A 25,917-nucleotide genomic window follows, 5' to 3' on the forward strand; every position below is an offset into this window, starting at 1 on the left:
AAGACTGCGGGATTTGGGATGGTGCGTGGGCTGCACGACCCGGGGGACGGCCCGAGACGAACGGGGTGATGCGGTGTGGAGCGGTACTGCGGTGGGGGCTCGGGGACGGGTGGGGAAGGTGTGGGGGATGCTCCGGGCGGTACGGGCGTGGAAGTGTGACGTTCCCGGGAGGCACGCACCGCCCGGAGGGTCTACAGGGTGCCGGTGAGGTGCTCGGGGCGTACCGGCGTCTTGTTGAGCTCCAGGCCCGTCGCGTTCCGGATCGCCGCGAGGACGGCCGGGGTGGACGACAGGGTCGGGGCCTCGCCGATGCCGCGCAGGCCGTAGGGCGCGTGGTCGTCGGCGAGTTCGAGCACGTCGACCGGGATGGTCGGGGTGTCGAGGATGGTGGGGATCAGGTAGTCCGTGAAGGAGGGGTTCTTCACCTTCGCGGTCTTGGGGTCGACGATGATCTCCTCCATGACCGCGACGCCCAGGCCCTGGGTGGTGCCACCCTGGATCTGGCCGATGACGGACAGCGGGTTGAGAGCCTTGCCGACGTCCTGGGCGCAGGCCAGCTCGATGACCTTGACCAGGCCCAGCTCGGTGTCCACCTCGACGACCGCGCGGTGCGCGGCGAACGAGTACTGGACGTGGCCGTTGCCCTGGCCGGTGCGCAGGTCGAAGGGCTCGGTGGGACGGTGGCGCCACTCGGCCTCGATCTCGACGACCTCGTCCTCCAGCACGTCGACCAGGTCGGCGAGGACCTCGCCGCCGTCGGTGACGACCTTGCCGCCTTCGAGGAGCAGCTCGGCGGTGGCCCACGCGGGGTGGTGGGTGCCGAGCTTGCGGCGGCCGATCTCCAGGACCTTCTCGCGGACGAGCTCGCAGGAGTTCTTGACCGCGCCGCCGGTGACGTAGGTCTGGCGGGAGGCGGAGGTGGAGCCGGCCGAGCCGACCTGGGTGTCGGCCGGGTTGATGGTCACCTGGGTGACGCCCAGCTCGGTGCGGGCGATCTGCGCGTGGACGGTGATGCCGCCCTGGCCGACCTCCGCCATCGCGGTGTGGACGGTGGCGACCGCCTCACCGTTGATGACCTCCATGCGCACCTTGGCGGTGGAGTAGTCGTCGAAGCCCTCGGAGAAGCCGACGTTCTTGATGCCGACCGCGTAGCCGACACCGCGGACGACGCCCTCGCCGTGGGTGGTGTTGGACAGTCCGCCGGGCAGCGCGCGCACGTCGGCGCCCTCGGTGGACTCCCACTGGCGCTCCGGCGGCAGCGGGCGGGCCTTGATGCGGCGCAACAGCTCGGCGACCGGGGCGGGCGAGTCGACCGGCTGGCCGGTCGGCATCAGGGTGCCCTGCTCCATGGCGTTGAGCCGGCGGAACTCCACCGGGTCCATGCCCAGCTTCTTCGCCAGCTTGTCCATCTGGGCCTCGTACGCGAAGCACGCCTGCACCGCGCCGAAGCCGCGCATGGCGCCGCAGGGCGGGTTGTTGGTGTAGAGCGCGATGGCCTCGATGTCGACGTCGTCGACGACGTACGGGCCGACGGCGAGCGAGGAGGCGTTGCCGACCACGGCCGGGGAGGCCGAGGCGTAGGCGCCGCCGTCCAGCACGATCCGGCACCTCATGTGCGTGATCTTGCCGTCCTTGGTGGCGCCGTGCTCGTACCAGAGCTTCGCCGGGTGGCGGTGCACGTGGCCGAAGAACGACTCGAACCGGTTGTAGACGATCTTGACCGGCTTGCCGGTGCGGAGCGCCAGCAGGCAGGCGTGGATCTGCATCGACAGGTCCTCGCGGCCACCGAAGGCGCCGCCGACGCCGGAGAGCGTCATGCGGACCTTCTCCTCGGGCAGGCCGAGGACGGGGGCGATCTGGCGGAGGTCGGAGTGCAGCCACTGGGTGGCGACGTACAGGTCGACGCCGCCGTCCTCGGCGGGGACCGCCAGGCCGGACTCGGGGCCGAGGAACGCCTGGTCCTGCATGCCGAAGACGTACTCGCCGGAGACGATGACGTCGGCCTTCTTCGCGGCCTCGTCGGCGTCGCCGCGGACGATCGGCTGGCGGTGCACGATGTTGGGGTGCGGGACATGACCGGCGTGGTGGTCGTCGCGGCCCGGATGCAGCAGCGGCGCGTCGGGGGCGGTCGCGGAGGCCTCGTCGGTGACGACGGGCAGCTCCTTGTACTCGACCTTGATCTTCGCGGCGGCGCGGCGGGCGGTCTCCGGGTGGTCGGCGGCGACCAGGGCGACCGGCTCGCCGTGGTGGCGCACCCGGCCGTTGGCGAGGACGGGGGTGTCCTGGATCTCCAGGCCGTAGTTCTTCACCTCGGTGGGGAGGTCCTCGTAGGTCAGGACGGCGTAGACGCCGGCCTGGGCGAGGGCCTCGGAGGTGTCGATGGAGACGATCTCGGCGTGCGCGACGGTGGACCGCAGGATCTGGCCCCACAGCATGTCCTCGTGCCACATGTCCGAGGAGTAGGCGAACTCGCCGGTGACCTTGAGGGTGCCGTCGGGGCGGAGCGTGGACTCGCCGATGCCGCCCTTGGTCCGGGAGCCCTGGGTGACCTTGGTGGGCGTGCCGGCCGGGGCGGCGGCGACGCGGGTGTCGTTGGCCATCGGGATCAGACCGCCTCTCCCTGACGTTCCTGACGGGCGGCCGCGAGGCGGACGGCGTCGAGGATCTTCTCGTACCCGGTGCAGCGGCAGAGGTTGCCGGAGAGCGCCTCGCGGATGTCCTCGTCGGACGGGGAGGGGTTGCGCTCCAGCATCTCGTCGGCCGCGACCAGGAGACCGGGGGTGCAGAAGCCGCACTGCACGGCGCCCGCGTCGATGAAGGCCTGCTGGATCGGGGAGAGCTCGGCGCCCTCGCCGGTCCGGGAGTCGGCGGCCCCGCCGGAAGGACGGGCGGACCACTGCTGGGCGGCCTGGAGGGAGGTGCCGTTGTCGCCGCAGGCGCCGGTGCCGCACGCGCCACCGTGCTCGGCACGCTGCTTGGCGTACTCGGCGAGACCCTCGACGGTGACGACCTCGCGGCCCTCCACCTGGCCGGCGGCCACGAGGCAGGAACAGACCGGGACGCCGTCCAGGCGGACCGTGCAGGAGCCGCACTCGCCCTGCTCGCAGGCGTTCTTGGAGCCGGGCAGGCCCAGGCGCTCACGCAGGACGTAGAGGAGGGACTCGCCCTCCCAGACGTCGTCGGCCTCCTGCGGCCGTCCGTTGACCGTGAAATTGACGCGCATCGTTATGCAGCTCCTTCAAGGGTGCGGCCGGTGCCGCGGTACTGCTCCCAGGTCCAGCCGAGCGTGCGGCGGGCCATGATGCCGACGGCGTGCCGCCGGTACTTCGCGGTGCCGCGTACGTCGTCGATCGGGTTGCAGGCCCCGGAGGCGAGCTCCGCGAACTGCTTGGCGATCGAGGGGGTGATGATCTTGCCGCTCTCCCAGAACCCGCCCTCTTCGAGCGCGGCGTTCAGGAACTCCTCGGCCTCCCTCGCCCGTACGGGCGTCGGAGCGGCCGAGCCGATGCCGGTCCGAACGGTCCGGGTCTCCGGGTGCAGCGCCAGACCGAACGCGCACACCGCGATCACCATCGCGTTGCGGGTACCCACCTTCGAGTACTGCTGCGGCCCGTCGGCCTTCTTGATGTGGACGGTCTTGATCAGCTCGTCCGGCTGGAGCGCGTTGCGCTTCACGCCCGTGTAGAACGCGTCGATCGGGATGAAGCGGGAGCCGCGCACGGACTCCACCTCCACCTCGGCACCGGCCGCCAGCAGGGCGGGGTGCGCGTCGCCGGCCGGGGACGCCGTGCCCAGGTTGCCGCCGACACCGCCGCGGTTGCGGATCTGCGGCGAGGCCACGGTGTGGGAGGCGAGCGCCAGGCCGGGCAGCTCGGCCCGCAGGTGCTCCATGATCTGGGTGTACGGGACGGAGGCGCCCAGCCGGACGTTCTCCTCGCCGACCTCCCACTCGCGGAGCAGCTCGATGCGGTTCAGGTCCAGCAGGTACTCCGGCCGCCGGTGGTCGAAGTTGATCTCGACCATGACATCGGTGCCACCCGCGATGGGCACAGCCGTGGGGTGCTCGGCCTTCGCGGCGAGCGCCTCCTCCCAGCTAGCGGGGCGAAGGAAGTCCATGAGTGGCTCTCTTCTACGTGATCCGGTGATCACTGGTCCGGCGGTGGGTGATCGTGGAGATCGACTCGTTCCGGGTGCCGCGTGATCAGTTGGTTCGCTGGGGCTCGGGGGACGGCCGGCCCACGTCTTCATGTTCATGTGCTGTTAACGCGTCGTGGCCCAAGTACACCCAGCGGTGCTCCGCCCGGTGCAGTCACCGAAACCATGAAGGAGTTGGCCGGTCGCCCGCCGAGTCTTGTAGATTCGAACGAAAGAGGTGGAGCAGTAACCTCGCCGTTTCCCCCTGGAAACGGTGGCCACAGCTCACCGGCAACAACGAGACACCCACGAGACAGATCGGCGGCGATCACATGCGGCTGCGCGCACTGCTGGAAACCGATGCGCTGGGGCTGCGGCTGCTCGGCGGCGAGGACGAGCTCGACCGTACGGTCCGCGGCGTCATGACTACGGACCTGCGGGACCCGAGCAGGTACCTGTCCGGCGGAGAGCTGGTGCTCACCGGCCTCGCCTGGCGGCGGGACTCGGACGACTCCGAGCCCTTCGTCCGCATCCTGGCGAGCGCCGGGGTGGCGGGGCTGGCGGCCGGTGAGGCGGAGCTGGGGGCGATCCCGGACGATCTGGTCCAGGCGTGTTTGCGCCACCGGCTCCCGCTGTTCGCAGTGCACGAATCTGTTGCGTTCGCAACGATCACCGAGCACGTCGTTCGACAGGTGTCGGGTGAGCGGGCGGGCGACCTCGCGGCGGTCGTGGATCGGCACAGACGGCTGATGACCTCCGGCCCGGCCGGCGGCGGACCGGAGGTGGTCCTCGACCTCCTCGGCTCCGACCTGGACCTTCGTGCCTGGGTGCTGTCACCGACCGGACGCCGGGTCGCCGGGTCGGGTACGCCGCTGCCCCCCGAGATCGGTGCCGCCCTGGCCGGTGAACACCTGGCGGCCACGCGCTCCGGGCGGCGCGGGCCGCACCGGGCGGTCGTCCGGGGCCTGACGTACTCGCTCTTCCCGATCCGTAACACCGGGCGCGGAGCCGCCCCCGCCGCGCGGGACGTCCGCGAGAGCGTGCTGTCCGACTGGCTGCTGGCCGTCGAGGCGGACGCCGGCGACTGGCCGGCCGCCCGGCTGGACCTGCTCCAGGGCGTCACCCAGCTGATCGCGGTGGAGCGGGACCGGCGGGACGCGGCGCGCACGGTGCGGCGCCGGCTGGCCCAGGAGGTCCTGGAGCTGGTGCAGACGGGCGCCGCCCCCGCCGAGATCGCCGCGCGTCTGCGGGTGGCCGCCCCGGTGCTGTTGCCGGGGCTCGGCACGGCGCCGCACTGGCAGGTCGTGGTGGCGCGGGTCGAGTGGGGCGAGGGCGGTACGGGCGCGCCGGGCATCGAGGCCGGACCGGTGGCGCAGTCGCTGCTGGAGGAGATCCTGGTCGACCCCGCGACGGCCGGGCCCGACTCGGCCGACCGTATCGCGGTGGCCCACACCGGGGACGAGGCCATCGCCCTGGTGCCGCTGCCGGCGGTGCCGGACGCGGACGAGGACGGTGCGGCGGAGGACGGCGAGGCGGGGCCCGCCGCGGACGGTGCCGTCGCCGGACTGCACGCGGACGCCCTGCTGTCCGCCGTGCGGGGCCCCTTGTCGGCGGGGCTCGCGGACGACGGGCGCCTCACCCTGGGCGTGAGCGCCGCCGTGCATTCGGCCGAGGGGCTGCGCGGCGCCCTGGAGGAGGCGCGGCACGCCCGGCGGGTGGCGGCGGCGCGGCCGGGGCGGGTGTGCGCGGCGGGGCACCACGAGCTGGCGTCGCACGTGCTGCTGCTGCCGTTCGTGCCGGACGACGTCCGGCGGGCGTTCACGGCCCGGCTGCTGGACCCGCTGCGCGACTACGACCGGCGGCACCGGGCGGAGCTGATCCCGACGCTGGAGGCGTTCCTCGACTGCGACGGCTCCTGGACCCGCTGCGCCGGCCGGCTGCACCTGCACGTCAACACACTGCGGTACCGGGTGGGCCGGATCGAGCAGCTGACGGGGCGTGACCTGTCGCGGCTGGAGGACAAGCTGGACTTCTTCCTGGCCCTGCGCATGTCCTGACGTAACGTCACCGTATTCGACGAGAGTGAGCACCACGTGATGTCCGGACAAATGGACAGCCGGTCCGACGGCCGGTCCGACGGCCGGTCCGACACCGGTTCCGACGGCCGGTCCGACGGCCGGTCCGACGGCCGGTCCGACGGCCGGGCGGCCAACCGGGCGGGCGACCGGGCCGGCACCCGGACCGACCCCTCCGCGGGCTCGGAGCCGGGACCGCGCGCGGACGCCCCCGCGGACCCCCTGCGCGGCGACTGCGCCAACTGCTTCGGCCTGTGCTGCGTCGCCCTGCCCTTCGCCGCCTCCGCGGACTTCGCGGTCGACAAGCCCGCCGGCACGCCGTGCGGCAACCTGGCCGCCGACTTCCGCTGCGGCATCCACGAAAGGCTGCGCGACCGGGGCTTCAACGGCTGCACCGTGTACGACTGCTTCGGCGCCGGCCAGAAGGTCTCGCAGGTCACCTTCGGCGGCCGGGACTGGCGCCGCGACCCGCGGACGGCGCGGCGGATGTTCGCCGCGTTCCCGGTCGTACGACACCTGCACGAACTGCTCGCGTACCTCACCGAGGTACTGGAGCTGGAGCCCGCGCGCCCGCTGCACGGCGAGGCGCGGCGCGTCCTCGACGAGACCGAACGGCTCACCCTCCTGCCCCCGGAGGAGCTCGGGACCCTGGACCTGGACGCGCACCGCCGGCTCGTCGGCGAGCTGCTGTCACGGGCGGGCGAGCTGGTCCGGGCGGGCGTTCCCGGCGCCCGGGGCGGGAAGAAGAACCGCCGCGGCGCCGATCTCATGGGGGCCCGCCTGACCGGTGCGGACCTGCGGGGGGCGAGCCTGCGCGGCGCGTACCTCATCGCGGCCGACCTCACCGGCGCGGACCTGCGCGAGGCGGACCTGCTCGGTGCCGACCTGCGCGACGCGCGGCTCGCGGGCGCCGACCTCACCGGGGCGCTGTTCCTCACCCAGCCGCAGCTGAACGCCGCCCGCGGCGACACCCGCACGGTCCTGCCCGCGCGCCTCACCCGCCCCGCGCACTGGGCGGCCGCCGCCCCGGCCCGTCAGCGGGCCCGCCGGCCGGCCGGCGTCACCGGGCCCACGGCGACCAGGCGCGCGAAGTAGGAGTCGGGCAGCGGTTCGCCGACCGGGCGGCCCTCCGCCTCGATCCAGGCGTGCGCGTTGAAGGGCGGCACCACGCTCACCCCCGTGCACCACGTCGGCCATGTGCCGGTGAGCCGGCACAGCAGCGCCGCGCCCAGCGAGCGGGGCAGGCAGCCGCGCGGCCCGGCGCAGCGCAGGCTCACCGCGCACACGGCGTCGCGGGCGGCCTGCGCCCGGCCGGCGGTGGCGGGGCGCGCGCCGCGCCGGACGAACTCCAGCACGGCCCGGATGCGGCGCGGCGGGAGCAGCGACAGCAGGACGGCGGGCACCAGGACCAGCCTGGCGGCGAGCCGGCGGGGGAAGGGCACGCCCGTGGGGATGTCCAGGGCGCTGGGCGTGGTCACGCGGCCAGCCCCGAGGCGCGCAGTTCGGCCACCAGCGCGGCGACGTCCGCCTCGGCCGCGGCCCGGTCGATGTCGTACGCGCCGGTGAGCGCGTCGGCGGCGGCCGTCTCGTCACCGCTCTCCATGAGCACGCGGACGATCAGTGTGGCGGTGGGGTTCAGCTCCCAGTACTGCCCGTTGCGCTGGTCGAGGAGGACGGTGCCGTATCCGGTTTCCGCGGTGGAGACGTCGGCTCCGAATCGCAGTGCCATGGTGCTTTCCCTTCCGTCGTGGGCGCCGTGCGGAGCGCGAGGCCGCGCAGCCAGACCTCGCAGGAGATCGTCGAGTAGAGGATGGCGTCGCGCAGCCCCGGCGCGGACGGCCGGCGGGCGAGCCGGCGCAGCGCCTCGCCGTCCACCAGGCCGAGCCGTGCCAGGTGGGAGTCCTCCCACAGTTCGGCCAGGTCCGCGCGGTGCTGCCGCAGCCCGTCGGCGGCGTCCATGGAGGCGGCGGCCTTGTTGGTGCGGCGCAGGCAGACGTCCGGCACGATGCCGCGCATGGCGGCGCCGAGCAGCGGTTTGTACGCCCAGGGCGTGACGCGTTCCTCGGGGCGGACCGCGAGACACGCCTCGATCACCCGGTCGTCGAGGAACGGCGAGGCCATCGGCACCCCGGCCCGGGCGGCCATCCGGTCCCACTGCCGGATGATCCTGGTGCAGGAGCGGATCTGTTCCAGGTCGGCGTGCATGCCCCGGTCCGGGTGCAGCGGTTCCGCGCTCGCCGCCGCCTCCCGCAGGGCCCGCCGCGCCGTCCGGGCCGCGTCGGGGGTCACCCAGTCGAACAGCCGCGGGGGGACGCCCCAGCCCAGGCCGCAGGTGACCGACTTCGGCAGCGGGTCGTGCAGGTGCCCGGCCTCGTCGGCGAGCCACCTCCCGTAGGGGCGGGAGTCGGCCAGCGCGCCGAGGGTTCCGCCGAGCGGCCACTGCCACAGGGCGCGGAACCCGCGCAGCTGCCGGAGGGCGAACAGCGGGCGCCGGCGGGCCAGCCGGTGATAGTAGGCCTCGGAGCACCAGGCGACGTGGTCGCCGCCGATCCCGGTCAGGTGCAGGCGGCTGCCCCGTTCGGCCATCGCGGGCAGGTGGTGCAGGACCCGCGAGCGGTCCATGACGCCGATGGTGGGTTCGTCCAGCAGGTCGTCGATGGACAGCAGTCCCGTGTAGACGAGCGGTGAGGCGTCGGCGTCCCACACGACGTGTTCGGTGTCGGGCAGGAAGCGGGCGGCCTGTTCGGCCCACTGGAGGTCGGTGTCGGCGGGGTCGCGCCCGGGCCAGGTGCTGGCCACCACGCGGGCGGGTGAGCGGTCGGCGAGGAAGCAGATCGTCGTGGAGTCCAGTCCGCCGGACAGGTCGCAGCTGACCGTGCCGCCCGCGCGGGTACGGGCGTCGACGGCCTGGATCAGGGTTTCGCGGACCCGCGGCGCCCCCGCGGCGAGCGTCCGGTCCGGCTCCGGGGGCGTCCACCACCGCGAGTGACGCACGGTGCGCCCGTCGGGGCCGACGACGAGAGCCTCGCCGGGCGGTACGGCGGTGACGCCGCGCCACATCGGCGCCTCGCCCAGCGGGTGGGGCACGGGCCACAACAGCCGTACGGCGAGCTGCTCCTCGTCCGGCGCGAGGCCCAGCGCCTCGGCGAGCACGTCGGCGCGGGTGGCGGCCACCGGCACGCCGTCGATCAGGGTGTGGAAGACCAGCCGGAGCCCGGACGCGGTGCCCTGCGCCCTGAGCCGGCCGTCGAGCGTGGCCAGGAGGTGGAAGCTGCCGGGGAGGGTGCGGGCCGGCGCGTCGAGCTGGGCGATGTCCCGCAGCCGCGCGGCGTGGCGGTGCAGTTCGTCGTGGTCGACGGTGTGGCAGCCGATGAGGGCGAGGACGGTGGAGCCCGCGCGGGCGGTCACCATCTCGTCGTCCCGCCAGTGGCCGACCAGCCAGGGTCGGCCCGAGGGGTGCGGAAGCGTGCGGGTACCGGGGCGGGCGAAGAACCGGGCCACGGTGGCCGCGGCGTCGAGGTCTGGGAAGACCGCGACATGCGCGTCACCGGGGCCCGGCCCCGCACTTGCGTGCGCTTCAGTCATGAGACCGATGGATCCCCGCCGGCCGTCAGTTCTTGCTCAGGATGAGGCGGTCGTTGCCGGAGAACCGCAGGAGCCCGGTGTGCTTGCGGAACGATCCGAGCCGGACGAGCGTCGGCGCCTCGTAGGCCTTCTTCATGACGTCTCCTTCGCTTGGTTCGCCACTCGCCCTGTGTTGGCGGGTGACCGTGCTTCGGAAGGTAGACGCGGTCGAGGGGGATACCGCAACAGGTGATCGGCTGCTCATACCGTATGACTTTCTATGGAATTCCATGCCGACCGACCGGTTAACAGAAGGCCGGTTTCGCCGGTCCCCAAAACGACGCCCTCGCCCGGTGGCGGGCAGCGAAACGTTTCCATCAGCGCTCTTCCCGGTGCGTGGATTCACCGTTCCGGAAAACCGCTCGACCGCGGGTTGCGTCGGCGCCCGGCGTGACCGGCGCCGGCCGCACGCCCTCACCGTGCCTCACCCCCGCCCGGCGAGCGCCCGCGCGAACTCCCGTGTCGTCATCGGCCGTTGGCCCCGGCACCCGGTACCACCGCGGCCGGGACGTGGGCCTTCACTCGTTCGTGTGGAGCGGTGGCGGGCGCCGGAGGCCGCCCGGGGCCCCCGTGCCCCGCCGCCCCACGGCGGGTGATTGTGAATCAATTCACCTGGCCCTCTTGGCCGGGAGTCGGTTCCGTGCTGAGATGCATCGGACTCAACAGCTCGATGGCGCGCTCGGGGAGGGCAATGTGGCGCATACCGCCATGTCTGGTTCCGGAACGACCGCAAGCGACGATCCCCTCCAGACCGCGGTATGGCGGCTGCGCTCACGCGGCTGCTGGAGCGACGCGGCGGCCCTGCTCGCGCCCGGCGCGGCCGACCCGGCGGTCGCCCTGCAACGCGCGTCCCTGCTGATCGAGCGGTGCCTCTACACCGAGCAGGGCTGGGCCGAGGCCGAGGACGCCCTGCGCGCGGCCGAGGCGATCGCCCAGGAGGACGACGAGCGCGGCGCCGCCGCCTGTGAACGCGGCCACCTCGCCTACGCGTCGACCCTGCTGGGCGTGCGGGACCGGGCCGACGAGGCGCGGGCGGCGCTCGGCCGGGCCGCCGCGCTCATCGCCCCGTCCGCGCCCGGCCGCCCGCTGCTGGACTACCGGCGGGGGCTGGTCGCCCAGAACCTCGGCGACTCCCCGCAGGCCGCCCGCGCCGCGTACCACCGCGCCCACGCGGGCGCCACCGCCCAGGGGGACGCCCTGCTGCTGTCCGCCACCTGGCGGCACCTGGCCGGGCTGGCCCTGCACGACGGTGACACGGCGCAGGCCCGGCACGGCTTCGCCGAGTCGCTGCGGCTGCGCGAGGAGCTCGGCTACCTCGTCGGTACGGCTCCGGCGCTGGTGGCCCTGGCCGACACCGAACCCGAACCGGAGGCGACGCGGCTGCGGGCGGAGGCCCGGCGGCTGTTCCAGCTGCTCGGCGGCGTACCGACGTGGCTGGCCGCCCGGCTGGCGCCACCGGCCGCCGCCTGAGACCACCCGCGGGGGCCGCCACCACCCGCGGGACCACCACCTGGAACCACCCCGCGGGGGCCGCCGCCCTATTGCGGGGAGACCCCCGCGCCGGGCGGCGCGCCGCGCCCCGACCCGGCCCCCGACCCCGACCCCGCCACGGCTTCGGCTTCGGCTTCGGTCAGGCGCAGCACCGCGTCGTCCAGTCCGACCGCCAGGGAGCCGTCGTCCGTCACGGCCACCGCCCGGACCCGGGGGCCGGGGCGGAAGGGCACGGCGCGGCGGCCGGGCAGGTGGTGGAGCTCGGCGAGACCGTCCGCCCAGGCGACCGCGAGGAGCCGCCCCCCGGCGTGCGCGTGCAGGGCGACGACCGGGTACGGACGGTGCGTCACCGGCGTCCGGCGGGGCGCCAGGCCCGGGCGCCAGGCCCGCACCGTGCCGTCCGCCCCACCGCTGTACACCGTCGTCGCCGTGGCAGTCGCCGTCGCCGTCAGCGCGGTGACGCGGCCGGAGTGCAGCCCCGCCTGCTCCAGCCCCGCCAGGGCGAACGCGTGGACGGTGCCCATCCGGTCACCGGTCAGCAGGGCGCCGCCGGCGGCCGCGAGCGCGGTGGCGGGGTGGCCGTCCAGGGTCGCCGCGACCGCGTCGGTCAGCCGGCCGCCCGGTCCGCCCCGGACGCGCAGGCGGCCCCGTTCGTCCAGCGCCGCCTGCGTGCCGTCCGGGAGGCAGGCGACCGCCGCCACGCGGTCGGCCCGCACCACCAGCCGCCCGTCGGGCGTGGTCGTCAGCGCGGTGCACGGTTCGCGGGACGCCGACGCGAGGCGCCACGCCGACCCGGCGGCGCGCCGCGCGAGCGCCGGGGCCAGCCGTGGGTCGGCGGCCCCGTCCAGGGCGGCGAGCAGCACGAGCGCGCGCTCGGCGGGGTCCTGGTCCCGCAGGAGCGACTGGCCCGCGCGCAGCCACGCGGGGCGCAGGCCGCCGCGCGGATCGGGGTCGGCCTCGTACCCCCGGGTGACGCGCACGGGGTCGGCCGCGCAGACGGCGGCCGGGTCACCGAGGTCGACGGGCGCCGCGGGCGGGAGCTCCGGGGGCCTGTCGGCGACCAGGTCCACCTGCCCGAGGGGGCGCAGGGCCCGCACGAGGGCGTGGTCGGGCGGCAGCGGCACCCGTACCGTCCGGCGCGGGCCGGCCAGCAGCGCGGAGAACAGTTCGGCGGGCGTTCCGGCGACCACGCCGAGCCGGTTCGCCACCTCCCAGACGGCCTCCCGTGTGCTCATTTCGCGCTGGTGAAGTGCTCGCGCACGAGCGACTGGACGACCGGCAGGTCCTGGGCGATCAGCGCGTCGAGCAGCGCCGAGTGCTCGGCCGCGTCGGCGACCAGGTCGGCCCGCCGGACGACCGGGCCGGCCACGAGGGGCCACTGCGAGCGGCGGTGCAGATCGTCCGCGACGTCGACCAGCTGCTGGTTGCCGGCCAGCGCGAGGACGGCGCGGTGGAAGGCGCGGTCCGACTCCGCGTAGTGGGCGCGGTCGCCCCGCGCGGCGGCGGCGGAGGTGGCCTCGGCCAGGGGCCGCAGCTCGCTCCAGCGGCCGGCCGGGACGGTGCGGGCGAGGCGCAGCATCACGGGGACCTCGATCAGCGCGCGGACCTCCGCGAGTTCGGTCAGCTCGCGCGGGGTCCGTTCGACGACGCGGAAGCCCCGGTTCGGTACGACCTCGACGGCCCCCTCCACGGCGAGCTGCTGCATGGCCTCGCGCACGGGGGTGGCGGAGACGCCGAAGCGGGCGCCGAGGGCGGGCGCGGAGTACACCTCGCCGGGGACCAGTTCACCGCCGACGAGGGCGGTGCGCAGGGCGTCGAGGATCTGGCCGCGTACGGAGTGGCGCCGGACGAGCCGGGGGGCGGGGGGTTCGCCGTGGGGGTGTTCGCCGCGGGTCTGCCCGGGTACCCGGGAGGGGCCGTGCGGCTCCGGGTCCGGCGGCGCGGTGTCGCGCGTTCTGCCCTGCTCCACTCGGGTCCTCCTGGCGATGCGTACCGAGGGCCCGGCTCGCGGCGGACGGGACCCCTGTGCACGATAGGCGCACGGGGTCGCCGTTCACACATCGATCATTTCGGGTAAGGTAAGGCTTACCTGCTGACGATCGCGATTCGGTGGTCCCCCGCATGTCCGCTTCCGCTCTCCTTCCCGCCCTGACCTCGCCCGTCACGGAGGCGTACGACCGCCTGGCGGAGGTCTTCCCCGGGCTGCGCGTGCGTGAGCTGGCGGACGGCGAACCGGCCCCGCGGGGCTCCGGCTGGGTGGGGGCGGACGAGCTGGCGGCGGGCGGCCCCGCGCTGGACGCCTTTCTCTCCTGGGACGACGCTCAGGTGCTGCGGGACTACGGGCAGCGGGCCCGCCCGGACGTGGTGGCCAGCTTCGGTCTGCACCGGTACGCGTGGCCGGCCTGTCTCCTGATCACCGTGCCCTGGTTCCTGCACCGCCGGGTGCCGCGCCTGCCGGCGGGGGACGTGGCCTTCCAGCGGGCGCTCGGCCGGATGACGGTACGGGTGCGGGAATTCGCCTGCCTCCCCGGCGACCCCGCCGCCGCGCTGCCCGGCGCCCGGGTGGTGCCGGACGAGGAGGCGCTGCGCGGCGAGGTGCGGGCGGCCGCGGCCGAACACCTGGGGCCGGTGCTGGAGGGTTTCGGCCCGAGGATGCGGCGCGGCAAGCGGGCGCTGTGGGGAATGGCGACCGACGAGATCGTCGAGGGCCTGTGGTACGTCGGTCACCTGCTGGGCGAGGAGCCGCGCGCCATGGCGGAGCTGGGACTGCTGCTGCCGGGGTCGGGCGCGGCCAGGCCGTACGTAGGTACGGCCGGGTTCCGCGAGCTGACGGGCCCGGACGGCACGCCGCTGCCGACCCGCGACCGGGCGAGCTGCTGCCTCTTCTACACCCTGCGCCCCGAGGACACCTGTGTCACCTGTCCGCGTACCTGCGACGCCGACCGCGTCGCCAGGTTGAGCGCATCCGCGTAACCTCCGGCTGAGTCCACGCCACTCTCCCGAGTGGCGCGAATCGAACCCAATCCCTTGCATACGGACGATCGTTCGAACAGATCGCACCTATTCGTATGCCCTGCGGCCCCAATGGCGTTCTCTTGCCCCGAAACCACGCCGGGGCTCCGCGGCGGTCGGCCACTATGGCGCCCGAACGCCCTACCGCGAGCGATGCAAGGGACACCGCATGAGACTGACCGACATATCGCTGAACTGGCTGCTCCCGGGCGGCGTGATGCTGGTGGGAGTCCTCGCGGCGGTGGCGGTGGTGACGCGCGGCAGGCGCGTCGGCGACAAGGCCGCGTCCGACGACTCCTGGGAGCGCAGCGAGGAGCGCCGCCGCCGCAAGGAAGCGGTCTACGGCACCGCCTCCTACCTGCTGCTCTTCTGCTGCGCGGCGGTCGCCGCCGCCCTCTCCTTCCACGGCCTGGTCGGCTTCGGCCGACAAAACCTCAGCCTGTCGGGGGGCTGGGAGTACCTGGTCCCCTTCGGCCTCGACGGCGCCGCCATGTTCTGCTCGGTCCTCGCGGTGCGCGAGGCCAGCCACGGCGACGCGGCACTCGGTTCCCGCCTGCTGGTGTGGACGTTCGCGGGCGCGGCGGCCTGGTTCAACTGGGTGCACGCGCCGCGCGGTATGGGGCACGCGGGTGCCCCGCACTTCTTCGCGGGCATGTCCCTGTCGGCGGCCGTGCTGTTCGACCGGGCGCTGAAGCAGACCCGCCGGTCCGCGCTGCGCGAGCAGGGCCTGGTGCCCCGGCCGCTGCCGCAGATCCGGATCGTCCGGTGGCTCAGGGCTCCCCGCGAGACGTTCGGCGCCTGGTCGCTGATGCTCCTGGAGGGCGTCCGCACCCTGGACGAGGCGGTCGACGAGGTGCGCGAGGACCGGCGCCGCAAGGAGCAGGACCGGCAGCGGCAGCGCGAGCACCACAAGATGGAGCGGGCGCGCCTGAAGGCGTTCAACCGTCAGCACCGCGCCTGGGGACGGGGCGGGCGCCAGGTCGACGTCCAGGCCATGGGGACCGCCCAGGTCGACGTCCAGGCCGTCAACTCCGCCGGTTCGCTAGGGGGTTCCGCCCCGGCCACCGTGGGAGCGCCCGTCGCGGAGCCCGCCATATCCGACCCGGGACACCAGCCGGCGCGACCCTCCCGGCCCTCCCTCCAGGCCGTGAAGGGCACCGACCCGCCCCGTACGGTCGACCTCACGGCCGAGGACGACACGCAGACGCTGCCCCGGCTCGACTCGCTGGAGCGGAAACTCAAGGACCTGGAGCAGCAGTTCGGCTGACCGGCCCCGAAGAACGGGCCCGGTCGTGACGGGCTCGCCGCCCTACACCCCGGCGGACGCGGCCGGAACGTGGGACAACTCGAACCAGACGACCTTCCCCACCCCGTGCGTGAGCACCCCCCACGCGTCGGCGAGCGCCTGCACCAGGACGAGGCCCCTGCCGTGCGTACCGTCGTCGATCGCGGGGGCGCACGGGGTGGGCAGGTCGGTGGCGAAGTCCCGCACCTCCACCCGGAGCGTCCTGGGGGTCAGGGTGGCCGTGATCACCGCGCCCTGTTCGGTGTGTATGAGCGCGTTGGTGACCAGCTCACTGGTCAGCAGCTCCGCGACGTCGGGCACGTCCGGTTCCCCCAAGTGGCGCAGCAGCACGCGGAGCGCGCGCCGCACCTCCGGTACCGCCGACAGGTCCGCACCCGCCACATGGCGGCGCCACTGCACCGACCGGCCGTGCCGCTCGGCCCCGGGAACCAGCCCGTCGGTGACGGATCCAGCACCTCCCTGACGTCCCATCATCTCCCCCACCCGCACGTCGTCGGCCCTTCCCCTCGAACAGGTTCACGGGATGCATGCCCCCGCCTACACGCCGTCACGCCTGGGAATCAACGGTCCGGGGGGCGCCCGGGGGGCGCATCGGGGTAAGTCGCCGGCAGGCCACGCGGGCGGGGGCCGCTCGGCGGCCCGGGCGGAGGAGGGGCCGGGCGCATGACGACCGCCGGCGGCCACCGGGGCACCCCGTGCGGGCCGTGCGCCAGCACGCGCCCCGTACGGGACCCGGCGCGGCGCACACCGCCCGGACGACCGACCCGCGAGGCACCGGAGCGGACCGGTGACGCGGCGACGGCCGTCCCCGGTCCCGGCCCGGCGGCCGTCCCGGGTCCCGGCCCGGCGGCCGTCCCGGGTCCCGGCCCGGCGGCCGTCCCGGGTCCTGGCGCGACGGCTCCGGGTCCCGCGCGCTCGGCCCTTCCAGGTCCTCCCGCCCGGCGACTGCGCGGACGGCCGGCGGTGACCGGTCAGGGCCTGGGGACGTTGCGCAGGTTGGAGCGGGCCATCTGGAGCATCCGGCCCACTCCCCCGTCCAGCACGATCTTGCTGGCGGACAGGGCGAAACCCGTCACCATCTCCGCCTTGATCCTGGGCGGGATGGACAGCGCGTTGGGGTCGGTGACGACGTCGACGAGCGCGGGACCCTTGTGCCTGAACGCGTCCTTGAGGGCGCCCGCCAGCTCCTTGGGCTTCTCCACCCGCACGCCGTACGCTCCGGCGGCCCGGGCGATGGCCGCGAAGTCGGGGTTGTGGTTGGTGGTGCCGTACGAGGGCAGGCCCGCCACCAGCATCTCCAGCTCGACCATGCCGAGCGACGAGTTGTCGAACAGCACCACCTTCACCGGCAGGTCGTACTGGACGAGGGTGAGGAAGTCGCCCATGAGCATCGAGAACCCGCCGTCTCCGGACAGGGACACGACCTGCCGCCCCCGGTCGGTGAACTGCGCGCCGATCGCCTGCGGCAGCGCGTTGGCCATCGAGCCGTGGCTGAACGACCCGATGATCCGCCGCCGGCCGTTGGGGGTGAGGTAGCGGGCCGCCCACACGTTGCACATGCCGGTGTCGACGGTGAACACCGCGTCGTCGTCGGCGATCCCGTCGAGGACGGAGGCCACGTACTCGGGGTGGATCGGCCGGTGCTTCTCCACCTTGCGGGTGTACGCCTTGACGACCCCCTCCAGGGCGTCGGCGTGCTTCTTCAGCATCTTGTCGAGGAACCGGCGGTCCGTCTTGGGCCGCACGCGCGGGGTGAGACACCGCAGGGTCTCGCGCACGTCGCCCCAGACGGCCAGGTCGAGCTTGGAGCGGCGGCCGAGATGCTCGGGCCGCACGTCCACCTGGACGATCTTCACGTCGTCGGGCAGGAAGGCGTTGTACGGGAAGTCGGTGCCCAGCAGGATCAGCAGGTCGCACTCGTGGGTGGCCTCGTAGGCGGCGCCGTAGCCGAGGAGCCCGCTCATCCCCACGTCGTAGGGGTTGTCGTACTGGATCCACTCCTTGCCGCGCAGGGCGTGCCCCACGGGCGACTTGATCCGCTCCGCGAACCGCATGACCTCCGCGTGCGCGCCCTTGGTGCCGCTGCCGCAGAACAGCGTGATCTTGTCGGCGTCGTCGATGAGGCGGACCAGGGCGTCGATCTCCGCGTCACCGGGGCGGACGGTGGGGCGTGAGGTGACGAGCGCGTGCTCGACCGCCTTCTCCGGGGCCTGCTCGGAGGCGATGTCGCCGGGCAGGGACACCACGCTGACACCGCTGCGGCCGACGGCGTGCTGGATGGCGGTCTGGAGCAGCCGGGGCATCTGCTTGGGGCTGGAGATCAGTTCGCTGTAGTGGCTGCACTCCTGGAACAGCCGGTCGGGGTGCGTCTCCTGGAAGTAGCCGAGCCCGATCTCACTGGAGGGGATGTGGGAGGCGAGGGCCAGGACGGGCGCCATGGACCGGTGCGCGTCGTAGAGACCGTTGATCAGGTGGAGGTTCCCGGGCCCGCAGGAGCCGGCGCAGGCGGCGAGGGTCCCGGTGATCTGGGCCTCGGCGCCGGCCGCGAAGGCGGCGGTCTCCTCGTGCCGGACCTGGATCCAGTCGATGCCTCGGGTGCGCCGGATGGCGTCGACCACGGGGTTCAGGCTGTCCCCGACGACTCCGTACATCCGTTGCACGCCGGCGCGGACCAGGATGTCGACGAACTGTTCTGCCACATTCTGTTTGGCCATGCGTCCATCAAGTCATGGCGTACGCGGTTACGCCTCCCAGATCGCCACGCCCGTACGGTCATCGGCGTATCCCTTCACCCTCAGCTGGGTGTCCACCAGGAACTGCGCCAGGCCGGGCGGTTCGCCCGTGGCCCAGCGTCCGGCGAGCTCCCCGGCGAGGGCGGGCTCGTCGCGCAGCGGCTCGGCGAGACCGCGGCCGGCGAGGAGCAGCGTGTCGCCGGGCCGGGCGACGGAGGCCCGGAAGCGGAAGGGTTCGGCGGGCGGCGGGACGGGACCCTCGACGTACGGGGCGGGGGGCGTCGTGATGCCGAGGTCCATGGTCAGCCGGTCGCCCTGCTCGGTCTCGGCCGGCGGCGAGCCGTAGCCGATCACGGGCTCCCCGCTGAGGGCGGACGGCTCGGGGACGGCCGGTTCGATGTCCTGCCAGACGCCGTCGCGGAGGCGGAACAGCCCGCCCTCTCCGACGCCGAAGAACACCCGGGTGCGGCAGGCGGGGTCGGCGGTCAGCAGCAGGCAGCGCAGCCCTGCGGTGTACTCCTCGGGCGCCACGCCGAGGTCGGCGGCGCGGGCGCGCAGGCGGCCGTAGGAGCGGTCGGTGAGCCGGTGCAGTCCGGACTTGAGGTCGCGGCGGCGGCCGGCCCGGATGTCCTCGGCGAGCCGCGCGTGGCTGCGCCCGACGGCCTCGCCGATCCAGCGGCACGCGTCGGCCGCGGCGAGGTGCGCGCCCGGCGCGGAGCGGCCGCCGGTGGCGACGGCGGCCAGTACGAGGGCGGATTCGCCGGTGCCGAAGCGGGCGGTGAGCAGCGCGTCGCGGCGGGGTTCGCCCCGGTGACGCGCGGAGTCGCCCCGTACGGACGCGGCCCGCAGCGTGTACGTCCCGTACCGGGCGCCGTCCAGGACGGTGTCCGCGACGAGTTCGTCCAGCTCGTCCGCCCGGGCCGGGGGCAGGGCGGTCGGTACGGGCTCGTAGGTGGGCGGGCCGTCGCCGACGTACTCGACGCGCGGCCGGGGCAGGCGCGGGCCGCCGGGGAAGGTGCGCGGGGCGCTCGGCGGTCCGTCCGGGTCCTCGGGTTCCCAGGGGGCGCGGCCCCGGCCGGGCTGACCGGTGGGGGCGGCGTCCGCCGCCTTCGGGTCGTACAGCTTGTCCCACCAGTCGTCCCCGCCGGTGGTGGGCGTCTCCCCCTGTGGGCTCATGCCCATAATTGTCGACCGCGCGGGGCGCGCGAAAACGGGCGAGCGGAAAAAGTGGTCCGCCGGGCGGCCCCACCCCCCACGGGAAGGACGCCCGGCGGACCGGCGTGATCGACGCGCGTCGTAGGCGCGGACCACGGTTCTTGGGGATGGGCGGAGTTCGAGAGTAGACCGCTTTGGTCCAATCGTGAACAACACGTCCACGGAGTGAGAGGGGGTCCCAGTGGTGCTGGCGGCGATAGGGCTGGACGAGCGGCAGGAGGCGGCGTACCGGGCGCTGGTCGCGCTGGGTGCGGCCGACGTGGCGGACCTCGCGCACCGGCTCGGCCTGCCGGAGGCGGACACCGAGCGGGTGCTGCGCCGGCTGGAGTCGCGCGGGCTCGCGGCGGGGTCGTCCGCGCGGGCCGGGCGGTGGGTGGCCGCGCCCCCGGAGGTGGCTCTGGGCGCGCTGCTGACGCGGCAGCGGGACGAGCTGGAGCGGGCGGAGGAGGCGGCGACCCGGCTGGCCGAGGAGTACCGGGCGGAGGCGGCCGAGACCGCCGTGCCCGATCTGGTGGAGGTGGTGACGGGCGCGGCGGCGGTGGAGCGCCGGCGGGACCAGCTGCTGCTGGGCGCGCGGGAGGAGGTGTGCGCCCTCGTCGCCCGGGGCCCGCTCGCCGTGCCGGCGCGGGGTGTGGCGTGCCGGGTGGTGGTGGAGCGGGAGGTGCTGTCGCGGCCGGGCGGCGCCGCCGCGCTGGCGGCGGCGCTCGGCGGTGAGGTGCGGCTGCGGGTGGCCGACCGGGTGCCGGCGCGGCTGCTGGTCGCGGACCGGGCGGTGGGCATGGTGCCGCTGACCGGCCCGGGGGCGGAGCCGGTGGCGCTGGTGGCGCGGGCGAGCGGGCTGCTGGAGACGCTGACCGCGCTGTTCGAGGCGGTGTGGCGGGACGCGCTGCCGCTGCGCCTGGGCCAGGGCGGCGAGGCCGCCGAGGACGCTCCGGCCGGTCCGGACACGACCGACCTGGAGGTGCTGTCGCTGCTGCTGGCGGGCCTGACGGACGCGAGCGTCGCCAAGCAGCTGGACCTGGGGCTGCGGACCGTCCAGCGCCGGGTGAAGGGGCTGATGGAGCTGGCGGGCGTGACGACCCGTCTCCAACTGGGCTGGTACGCCCACGAGCGGGGCTGGGTGACCCGCGTCTGACCCGCGCCTGCCGCCCGTGTCCGCCCGGACACGACCCGATGCGCGCCGAGCGGCGCCCGGGCCGCGGTGGGCCGGTTCCGTGGCCGGTTCCGTGACCGCTTCCGTGACCGGCGCGGGGCCGACCTGGGCGTCGTCCCGGGCGTCGTCCCGGCCTGACCTGCGGGAGCCGGGGCGGTCCGGCAGGCTGGCCGTATGGGTGCGTGGCAGCTCCTCCTGGCCGGGCTGGTGATGCTGCTCGGCCTGTTCGGCGTGCTCGTCCCGGGGGTGCCGGGCGCGTGGCTGGTGTGGGCCGCGGTGATGTGGTGGTCCCTGCACGTGCGGACGGGTGCGGCGTGGTGGCTGCTGGTGGGCTCCAGCGCGCTGCTGCTGGTGACGCAGGTGGTCGTCTGGCAGCTTCCGGCGCGCCGGCTGCGCGGCGTCGGCCTGACCCGGCGGATGGTGGCGTACGCCGGTGCCGGCGCCCTGCTCGGCTTCCTGCTGCTGCCGGTCGTGGGGGCCGTGCCCGGCTACGTCGGGGGCATCTACCTGAGCGAGCGGCTCCGCCTCGGCGGGCACGGACCCGCCATGGCGTCCACGCGGGGCGTGATGCGGGCCGTCGGGACGAGCGTGCTGGTGGAGCTGTTCGCGTGCCTGCTGATCGTCGGCGCCTGGACGGGCGTCGTACTGGCCGGCTGACGGCCTCTCAGACCAGCAGGCGCGCGGCGTACGAGCGCCAGGGGCGCCACTCGTCCCGGTCCGCCCCGGCGTCGGGCGCCACGTCCGGGTCGCCGAGCGCCCGCATCCGGATGAGGGCGGCGGTCCGGGCGTCCACCCCCGGCACGGCGCGCAGCGCCCGCTCGGCCGCGGCGCGGTCGGCCCCCGGGTCGAGCCGCACCTCGCCGGTCGCGAGCGCCGTCGCGAGGGGCCCGGCCGCCGCGTGGTGCCGCAGCGCGCCCGGCTCGGGGAACAGGTGCGTGAGCCCGCCGCAGGGCACCGCCAGCGCCGTGCCGTGCTCCTCGACCAGCCGCGCCGCCTCGGCCCGGCCCACCAGGGCCCGTACCGCGTACTCCTCCGGCTCCGCCGCGCCGGGCGACCGCGGCCCGAGGGCGGGGTCGACGCCGAGGCGCTCGGCGACGGCGTACGGGTCGGCGTCCAGGTCGAACAGGCGCCGCAGCCGCTGGACGGCGGTGGTGAGGTCCCGCAGGTCGCCCAGGTGCAGCCGGGCCTCCAGCCACGGTCCCGGCGACCGCTCGCCGACGGCGACGATGCCGGGTCCGTGCGGCAGCCGCAGCGTGCGGCGGTAGGTACGGGCGCCGGTCGGCCCGGCGACCTCCTCGATCCGCGCGACGGCCTCGCCGGCCAGCAGGTCGAAGACCTCGCGCCGCGCGTACGCGCCCCGGTAGGCCAGCCGCAGCGCGATCCCTCCGACGCCACCGCCCGTGCGCCCCCCCGCCTCGGCGCGCAGTCCGCTCGGCGTCCGCGCGTAGATCCGCCGGATGGTGTCGTTGAACTGTCGGACGCTGGCGAACCCGGCGGCGAAGGCGATCTCCGTGACCGGCAGCCGGGTCGTCTGGAGCAGCACCCGCGCGGTGTGGGCGCGCTGCGCGCGGGCCAGCGCGACAGGACCGGCGCCGAGTTCCGCGGTGAGCTGCCGCTGCACCTGCCGTGCGCTGTAGCCGAGCCGTCGAGCCAGCCCCGGCACGCCCTCGCGGTCCACCACCCCGTCGCCGATCATGCGCATCGCGCGGGCGACGACGTCGGCGCGGACGTTCCAGGCCGCGGAGCCGGGCACCGCGTCCGGCCTGCACCGCCGGCAGGCCCGGTAGCCGTGCCGCTGGGCCGCCGCCGCGGTGGCGAAGAACGTCACGTTGCACCGCTTGGGCGTGACCGCCGGGCAGCTGGGCCGGCAGTAGATGCCGGTGGTACCGACGGCGAAGAAGAATTCGCCGTCGAACCGCGCGTCCCGGCTGCTGACCGCGCGGTACCTGGTGTCCTCGTCCATCACGGCACCAGTCTCGGCGCTCGGGCGGTCGCGCTGCTGGCGGTTTTCGGACACCGCGGTTCCGGCCCCCTGCAGCGCCCACCCGCCGACCACGACCCGGCGCGCGGTGTCGCCTGGAGAGCCGGGCGCCGGGGGCCGGCGACCGCACTCGCCCGGCGACCGCGACGGCAGGGGCGCCTCCCCCGCGCCCGCGCTCGCGCGGATCCGTCCCGCACGGCGGGCCCCCGGCCGGTGCGCCCCCGCTCCGCAGGGCGGGGGCGCACCGGCCGGGGGCGGGTCCGCGTGCCGCTCAGCGGTTGCGTCCGCCGCGCTTGGCCTCCAGGGCCGCGCGGCCCGCGGCGGACTTGCGCTTCCAGTCCTTGAGGATCTCGGACCGCAGGCGGGCGTCGGTCTTGGCGACGATCCGCTGGTTCTCGCGCAGCAGCTTGCGGTAGCTGTCGAGGCGCCGCTGCGGCAGTGAGCCGTCCTCGATGGCGGCGAGCACCGCGCAGCCGGGCTCCGCGAGGTGGGCGCAGTCGTGGAAGCGGCAGTCCTCCGCCAGCGCCTCGATCTCGGAGAAGACCTGGCCGACTCCGGCTTCGGCGTCCCACAGGCCGACTCCCCGCAGCCCGGGAGTGTCGATCAGGACGCCGCCGCCCGGCAGGACGAGGAGGTTGCGGGTGGTGGTGGTGTGCCGGCCCTTGCCGTCGACGTCGCGGGTGGCCTGGACGGCCATGACCTCCTCGCCGAGCAGGGCGTTGGCGAGGGTCGACTTGCCGGCGCCCGAGGTGCCGAGCAGCACGCTCGTACCACCGGAGACGACGGCGGCGAGCACGTCGACTCCTTCGCCGCCGGTGGCGCTCACCGGCAGCACCTGCACGCCGGGCGCGGCCGTCTCGACGTCCTGGACCAGGTAGGACAGGCCGACCGGGTCGGGCACGAGGTCCGCCTTGGTGAGGACGACGAGCGGCTGGGCGCCCGACTCCCAGGCGAGGGCGAGGAACCGTTCGATCCGTCCGAGGTCCAGCTCGACGGCGAGCGGGACGGCGATGATCGCGTGGTCGACGTTGGCGGCGAGGATCTGGCCTTCGGAGCGCGTGGAGGAGGTGGACCGTACGAAAGCGGTCCGGCGTGGCAGGTACGCCCGGACGTAGCGGGGCGTGCCGACGGTCTCGACGGCGGCCCAGTCGCCGGTGCAGATGACCCGCAGCGGGTCGTGCGGGGTCACGAACGCGGTGTCGGCGCGGACGACGCCGTCCGCGGTGACGACGTCGCACTGGCCGCGGTCGACGCGGACGACCCGCCCGGGGACGAGGCCCTGGTCCGCGTACGCGGCGAACTCCGCCTCCCAGCCGCCGTCCCAGCCGTACGCGGACAGGACGTGCGCGTGGGACGAGGAGGACGGGACGGACGAGGTGAACGGGGAGGACGAGGAAGAAGAAGCGAGAGACAAGGGGGAACCCTTCCGAGGGTGGCCCCGGACGGCGCCCGCTACGGGCGATGTGTCAGCCGGTGGCCACGGAGGTGGAGTGGAGGATCGTCGTGACGCGGGCAGCGCCCATCGCAATGACAGCCATCGGTCACACCTCCCTCTCCTGCACTCGTGGTTCGACGTCTCACGGCTCCGCGGTCCCCGCGGAACGACCCCACTCTAGGGGGGCACCCGGCGAACGCGCCAATGATTTATCGCGGTTCGCCGACCGCGCCGCCGGGACGCCGGTGCGGCGCGCCGCCGGGACGCCCACGCCGGGAGGGCGGGGCGGGCCGCACGGCGCCCGGGATCGCTCCTCGGTGGCCGGCGGCGGTGCCCCCGAGCCGTATGGAACGGGGGCATCGTCCCGTACGCGCGGCGCCGAACGAGACGTCGAGGACCTCGCGGACCGTGGGGCCGTCGACGACCGGGATGTTCCGCATGCCGTCGGTGTCGCCCACGGCGCGGGCGGCGCCCCGGGGAGAACCGGCCGCGCGGCGCCCCGTCTACACCGGGCCCCCGCCGCCCCGGTCCCCGTTCCGCCCTTGGCCCCCGCCGTCCCGGTCCCGCTGCCCGTCCCGGTCCTCGGCGCGCTCACGGTCCTTCTCCCGGTCCCTGGCGCGCTCGCGCTCCTTCTCGCGTTCCTTGTCCTTCGCTGAGTGCAGCCGCGACTTCACGTCGTCCGGGGGCAGGAACCGCGACCAGCGCTCCGGGAACTCCGAGGGCATGTCCGGGTCCAGGTCGTCCAGGCCCTCGACCGCCGCCTTCGCCCGTGCGACCAGGGCCGCCGCCTCGGCGGTGCGGGCGCGCTCGTTCTCGGCGCGGGCGGCGGCGGTGGCGACCGACGGCCAGACGCGGTCGATCGCGGCGTTGACCGCCGCGCCCACCAGCACCGCGAACGCCGAGATACCGATCCAGAGCAGGACCGCGATGGGCGCGGCGAGCGAGCCGTAGATCGTCGGGCCCTCGACGGTACTGGTGAGGTAGATGCGCAGCAGGAAGCTGCCGAGCACCCACATGGCGAGGGCGACCAGCGCGCCGGGGACGTCCTCGACCCATGGGGAGCGCACCGGGACCGACACGTGGTACAGGGTCGTCAGGAAGGCGATCGACAGCAGGATCACGACCGGCCAGTACAGGACGGAGACGACCTCGGTGCCCCAGGGCACGAACTCGACCACCCGGTCGGGACCGACCACCGCCAAGGGCAGCACGACCGCGCCGATGAGCAGGGCGACGATGTAGAGCAGGAAGGCCAGCAGCCGGGTGGCGACGATCCCCCGGTGGCCGTCCAGCCCGTACATCACCGTGATGGTGTCGATGAAGACGTTCACCGCCCGCGAACCGGACCACAGCGCGATCGCGAAACCGATCGAGATGAGGTCGGGACGGCCGCCGTGGGTGACGTCCGCCAGCAGCGGCCTCGCGATGTCGTTGACGCCCCGGTCCGACAGGACCGTGCCGACCGCCCCGAGGATGTTGCGCTCGATGGAGGCGACGGTGGTGGTGTCGGTCCAGTCGTCGATGTAGCCGAGGAGGCCCAGCAGGCCGAGCATCAGGGGCGGCAGCGACAGGAGGGTGAAGAACGCCGCCTCGGCCGCGAGACCGAGGATCCGGTACTCGATGCACGAGTTGACGGTGTCCTTCAGGAGCAGCCAGGCCATCCTCCGCTTGGACACGTTGCGATAGAGGGCCCGGGCCCGGTGGAGTCTGCCGTGTGACCGAGGAGGTCCCGGGGGTGTTTCATTTGCTGCCTGCACCT

The 25,917-nt window shown here is 74.7% G+C and carries 21 protein-coding genes and 1 pseudogene; 7 read left to right on the forward strand and 15 right to left on the reverse strand.

Translation table 11 applies throughout. The features are described from left to right. Positions 1-191 precede the first annotated feature (191 nt). Genes pucD through IE109_RS04770 form a run of 3 tightly spaced genes read right to left on the reverse strand, consistent with a single transcriptional unit; the run spans position 192 to position 4,116 of the window. Entirely contained in the window at positions 192-2,600 is a 2,409-nt protein-coding gene (gene pucD / locus IE109_RS04760) for a xanthine dehydrogenase subunit D (RefSeq protein WP_189549352.1), read from the reverse strand. 5 nt (positions 2,601-2,605) lie between these two features. After that, complete coding sequence (locus IE109_RS04765; protein WP_189549354.1) at positions 2,606-3,223, reverse strand: (2Fe-2S)-binding protein; 618 nt, start codon at positions 3,221-3,223, stop codon at positions 2,606-2,608. 2 nt (positions 3,224-3,225) lie between these two features. Further along, entirely contained in the window at positions 3,226-4,116 is an 891-nt protein-coding gene (locus IE109_RS04770) for an FAD binding domain-containing protein (protein ID WP_189549356.1), read from the reverse strand. A 350-nt stretch (positions 4,117-4,466) separates the two neighbouring features. Between IE109_RS04770 and IE109_RS04775 the strand changes: the two genes are divergently transcribed. After that, positions 4,467-6,191 carry a PucR family transcriptional regulator gene (locus tag IE109_RS04775; RefSeq protein ID WP_189549358.1) on the forward strand — a complete coding sequence of 575 codons (1,725 nt, stop codon included), beginning with the start codon at positions 4,467-4,469 and terminating at the stop codon, positions 6,189-6,191. Between the two features lie 240 nt (positions 6,192-6,431). After that, positions 6,432-7,304, forward strand: coding sequence for a pentapeptide repeat-containing protein (locus IE109_RS04780; protein ID WP_229890613.1), 873 nt, complete (start codon positions 6,432-6,434; stop codon positions 7,302-7,304). On the opposite strand, the gene IE109_RS04785 is transcribed toward IE109_RS04780, so the two are convergent. The 4 genes from IE109_RS04785 to IE109_RS04800 are packed head-to-tail and all read right to left on the reverse strand — an operon-like array spanning position 7,244 to position 9,930. Next, a complete protein-coding gene (locus IE109_RS04785) occupies positions 7,244-7,687 on the reverse strand; it encodes a lasso peptide biosynthesis B2 protein (RefSeq protein WP_189549362.1) in 444 nt (147 codons plus the stop codon). The genes IE109_RS04780 and IE109_RS04785 overlap by 61 nt on opposite strands. After that, complete coding sequence (locus IE109_RS04790; RefSeq protein WP_189549365.1) at positions 7,684-7,938, reverse strand: lasso peptide biosynthesis PqqD family chaperone; 255 nt, start codon at positions 7,936-7,938, stop codon at positions 7,684-7,686. The genes IE109_RS04785 and IE109_RS04790 overlap by 4 nt, the downstream gene beginning before the upstream one ends. Continuing rightward, positions 7,845-9,794 (reverse strand): lasso peptide isopeptide bond-forming cyclase, encoded by a 1,950-nt coding sequence (locus IE109_RS04795; RefSeq protein WP_189549367.1) that lies wholly within the window; start codon positions 9,792-9,794, stop codon positions 7,845-7,847. Before IE109_RS04795 ends, IE109_RS04790 begins: the two co-directional genes overlap by 94 nt. Positions 9,795-9,819: 25 nt before the next feature. Beyond that, positions 9,820-9,930 (reverse strand): keywimysin-related RiPP, encoded by a 111-nt coding sequence (locus tag IE109_RS04800; protein ID WP_189549369.1) that lies wholly within the window; start codon positions 9,928-9,930, stop codon positions 9,820-9,822. Positions 9,931-10,526: 596 nt separating this feature from the next. Here IE109_RS04800 and IE109_RS04805 point away from each other — a divergent pair. Beyond that, positions 10,527-11,303, forward strand: a complete 777-nt coding sequence (locus IE109_RS04805) for a hypothetical protein (RefSeq protein WP_189549617.1) — start codon at positions 10,527-10,529, stop codon at positions 11,301-11,303. Between the two features lie 68 nt (positions 11,304-11,371). On the opposite strand, the gene IE109_RS04810 is transcribed toward IE109_RS04805, so the two are convergent. Next, entirely contained in the window at positions 11,372-12,559 is a 1,188-nt protein-coding gene (locus IE109_RS04810; protein ID WP_189549371.1) for a WD40 repeat domain-containing protein, read from the reverse strand. Next, on the reverse strand, positions 12,556-13,293 hold the full coding sequence (locus tag IE109_RS04815; protein WP_189549373.1) for a GntR family transcriptional regulator: 738 nt from the start codon (positions 13,291-13,293) through the stop codon (positions 12,556-12,558). The genes IE109_RS04810 and IE109_RS04815 overlap by 4 nt, the downstream gene beginning before the upstream one ends. Before the next feature lie 152 nt (positions 13,294-13,445). Between IE109_RS04815 and IE109_RS04820 the strand changes: the two genes are divergently transcribed. Then, positions 13,446-14,297, forward strand: coding sequence for a (2Fe-2S)-binding protein (locus IE109_RS04820; RefSeq protein ID WP_189549375.1), 852 nt, complete (start codon positions 13,446-13,448; stop codon positions 14,295-14,297). A 208-nt stretch (positions 14,298-14,505) separates the two neighbouring features. Then, positions 14,506-15,603, forward strand: a complete 1,098-nt coding sequence (locus tag IE109_RS04825; protein WP_189549377.1) for a DUF2637 domain-containing protein — start codon at positions 14,506-14,508, stop codon at positions 15,601-15,603. Positions 15,604-15,645: 42 nt separating this feature from the next. Here IE109_RS04825 and IE109_RS04830 read toward each other — a convergent pair whose 3' ends face one another. The 3 genes from IE109_RS04830 to IE109_RS04840 form a co-directional block, all read right to left on the reverse strand. Further along, positions 15,646-16,113 carry an ATP-binding protein gene (locus IE109_RS04830; RefSeq protein ID WP_189549378.1) on the reverse strand — a complete coding sequence of 156 codons (468 nt, stop codon included), beginning with the start codon at positions 16,111-16,113 and terminating at the stop codon, positions 15,646-15,648. A 500-nt stretch (positions 16,114-16,613) separates the two neighbouring features. After that, positions 16,614-18,356, reverse strand: a complete 1,743-nt coding sequence (locus IE109_RS04835) for a pyruvate dehydrogenase (RefSeq protein ID WP_189549380.1) — start codon at positions 18,354-18,356, stop codon at positions 16,614-16,616. A 27-nt stretch (positions 18,357-18,383) separates the two neighbouring features. After that, positions 18,384-19,550, reverse strand: coding sequence for a protein phosphatase 2C domain-containing protein (locus tag IE109_RS04840; RefSeq protein ID WP_189549382.1), 1,167 nt, complete (start codon positions 19,548-19,550; stop codon positions 18,384-18,386). Between the two features lie 223 nt (positions 19,551-19,773). On the opposite strand from IE109_RS04840, the gene IE109_RS04845 reads away from it, so the two are divergent. Further along, complete coding sequence (locus tag IE109_RS04845; protein ID WP_189549618.1) at positions 19,774-20,724, forward strand: helix-turn-helix domain-containing protein; 951 nt, start codon at positions 19,774-19,776, stop codon at positions 20,722-20,724. A gap of 192 nt (positions 20,725-20,916) precedes the next feature. Next, positions 20,917-21,399: a DUF456 domain-containing protein gene (locus tag IE109_RS04850; protein ID WP_189549383.1), complete on the forward strand. Its 483-nt coding sequence runs from the start codon at positions 20,917-20,919 to the stop codon at positions 21,397-21,399. Here IE109_RS04850 and IE109_RS04855 read toward each other — a convergent pair. From IE109_RS04855 to IE109_RS04865, 3 genes and pseudogenes are all read right to left on the reverse strand, one after another. Then, positions 21,330-22,705: pseudogene (locus IE109_RS04855) on the reverse strand (bifunctional transcriptional activator/DNA repair enzyme AdaA); the annotation flags it as partial. The gene IE109_RS04850 and the pseudogene IE109_RS04855 sit on opposite strands and share 70 nt — an antisense overlap. Positions 22,706-22,994: 289 nt before the next feature. Next, the gene (gene rsgA / locus IE109_RS04860; RefSeq protein WP_189549385.1) at positions 22,995-24,137 is read right to left on the reverse strand and encodes a ribosome small subunit-dependent GTPase A; all 1,143 of its coding nucleotides are present in this window, start codon (positions 24,135-24,137) and stop codon (positions 22,995-22,997) included. Positions 24,138-24,661: 524 nt separating this feature from the next. Further along, positions 24,662-25,915: a YihY/virulence factor BrkB family protein gene (locus tag IE109_RS04865; protein WP_189549388.1), complete on the reverse strand. Its 1,254-nt coding sequence runs from the start codon at positions 25,913-25,915 to the stop codon at positions 24,662-24,664. Between the last annotated feature and the right edge of the window lie 2 nt (positions 25,916-25,917).

It is taken from the genome of Streptomyces lavendofoliae (genome assembly GCF_014649735.1).
Classification (GTDB): domain Bacteria; phylum Actinomycetota; class Actinomycetes; order Streptomycetales; family Streptomycetaceae; genus Streptomyces; species Streptomyces lavendofoliae.

Excerpts from the sequence above, each read along its gene's own strand:
- IE109_RS04825 (WP_189549377.1), top strand. The coding sequence starts at position 14,506 with ATGAGACTGACCGACATATCGCTGAACTGGCTGCTCCCGGGCGGCGTG.
- IE109_RS04770 (WP_189549356.1), bottom strand. The coding sequence starts at position 4,116 with ATGGACTTCCTTCGCCCCGCTAGCTGGGAGGAGGCGCTCGCCGCGAAG.
- IE109_RS04810 (WP_189549371.1), bottom strand. The coding sequence starts at position 12,559 with ATGAGCACACGGGAGGCCGTCTGGGAGGTGGCGAACCGGCTCGGCGTG.
- IE109_RS04830 (WP_189549378.1), bottom strand. The coding sequence starts at position 16,113 with ATGGGACGTCAGGGAGGTGCTGGATCCGTCACCGACGGGCTGGTTCCC.
- IE109_RS04775 (WP_189549358.1), top strand. The coding sequence starts at position 4,467 with ATGCGGCTGCGCGCACTGCTGGAAACCGATGCGCTGGGGCTGCGGCTG.
- IE109_RS04790 (WP_189549365.1), bottom strand. The coding sequence starts at position 7,938 with ATGGCACTGCGATTCGGAGCCGACGTCTCCACCGCGGAAACCGGATAC.
- IE109_RS04765 (WP_189549354.1), bottom strand. The coding sequence starts at position 3,223 with ATGCGCGTCAATTTCACGGTCAACGGACGGCCGCAGGAGGCCGACGAC.
- IE109_RS04800 (WP_189549369.1), bottom strand. The coding sequence starts at position 9,930 with ATGAAGAAGGCCTACGAGGCGCCGACGCTCGTCCGGCTCGGATCGTTC.
- IE109_RS04840 (WP_189549382.1), bottom strand. The coding sequence starts at position 19,550 with ATGAGCCCACAGGGGGAGACGCCCACCACCGGCGGGGACGACTGGTGG.
- IE109_RS04835 (WP_189549380.1), bottom strand. The coding sequence starts at position 18,356 with ATGGCCAAACAGAATGTGGCAGAACAGTTCGTCGACATCCTGGTCCGC.
- IE109_RS04795 (WP_189549367.1), bottom strand. The coding sequence starts at position 9,794 with ATGACTGAAGCGCACGCAAGTGCGGGGCCGGGCCCCGGTGACGCGCAT.
- pucD (WP_189549352.1), bottom strand. The coding sequence starts at position 2,600 with ATGGCCAACGACACCCGCGTCGCCGCCGCCCCGGCCGGCACGCCCACC.
- IE109_RS04820 (WP_189549375.1), top strand. The coding sequence starts at position 13,446 with ATGTCCGCTTCCGCTCTCCTTCCCGCCCTGACCTCGCCCGTCACGGAG.
- IE109_RS04850 (WP_189549383.1), top strand. The coding sequence starts at position 20,917 with ATGGGTGCGTGGCAGCTCCTCCTGGCCGGGCTGGTGATGCTGCTCGGC.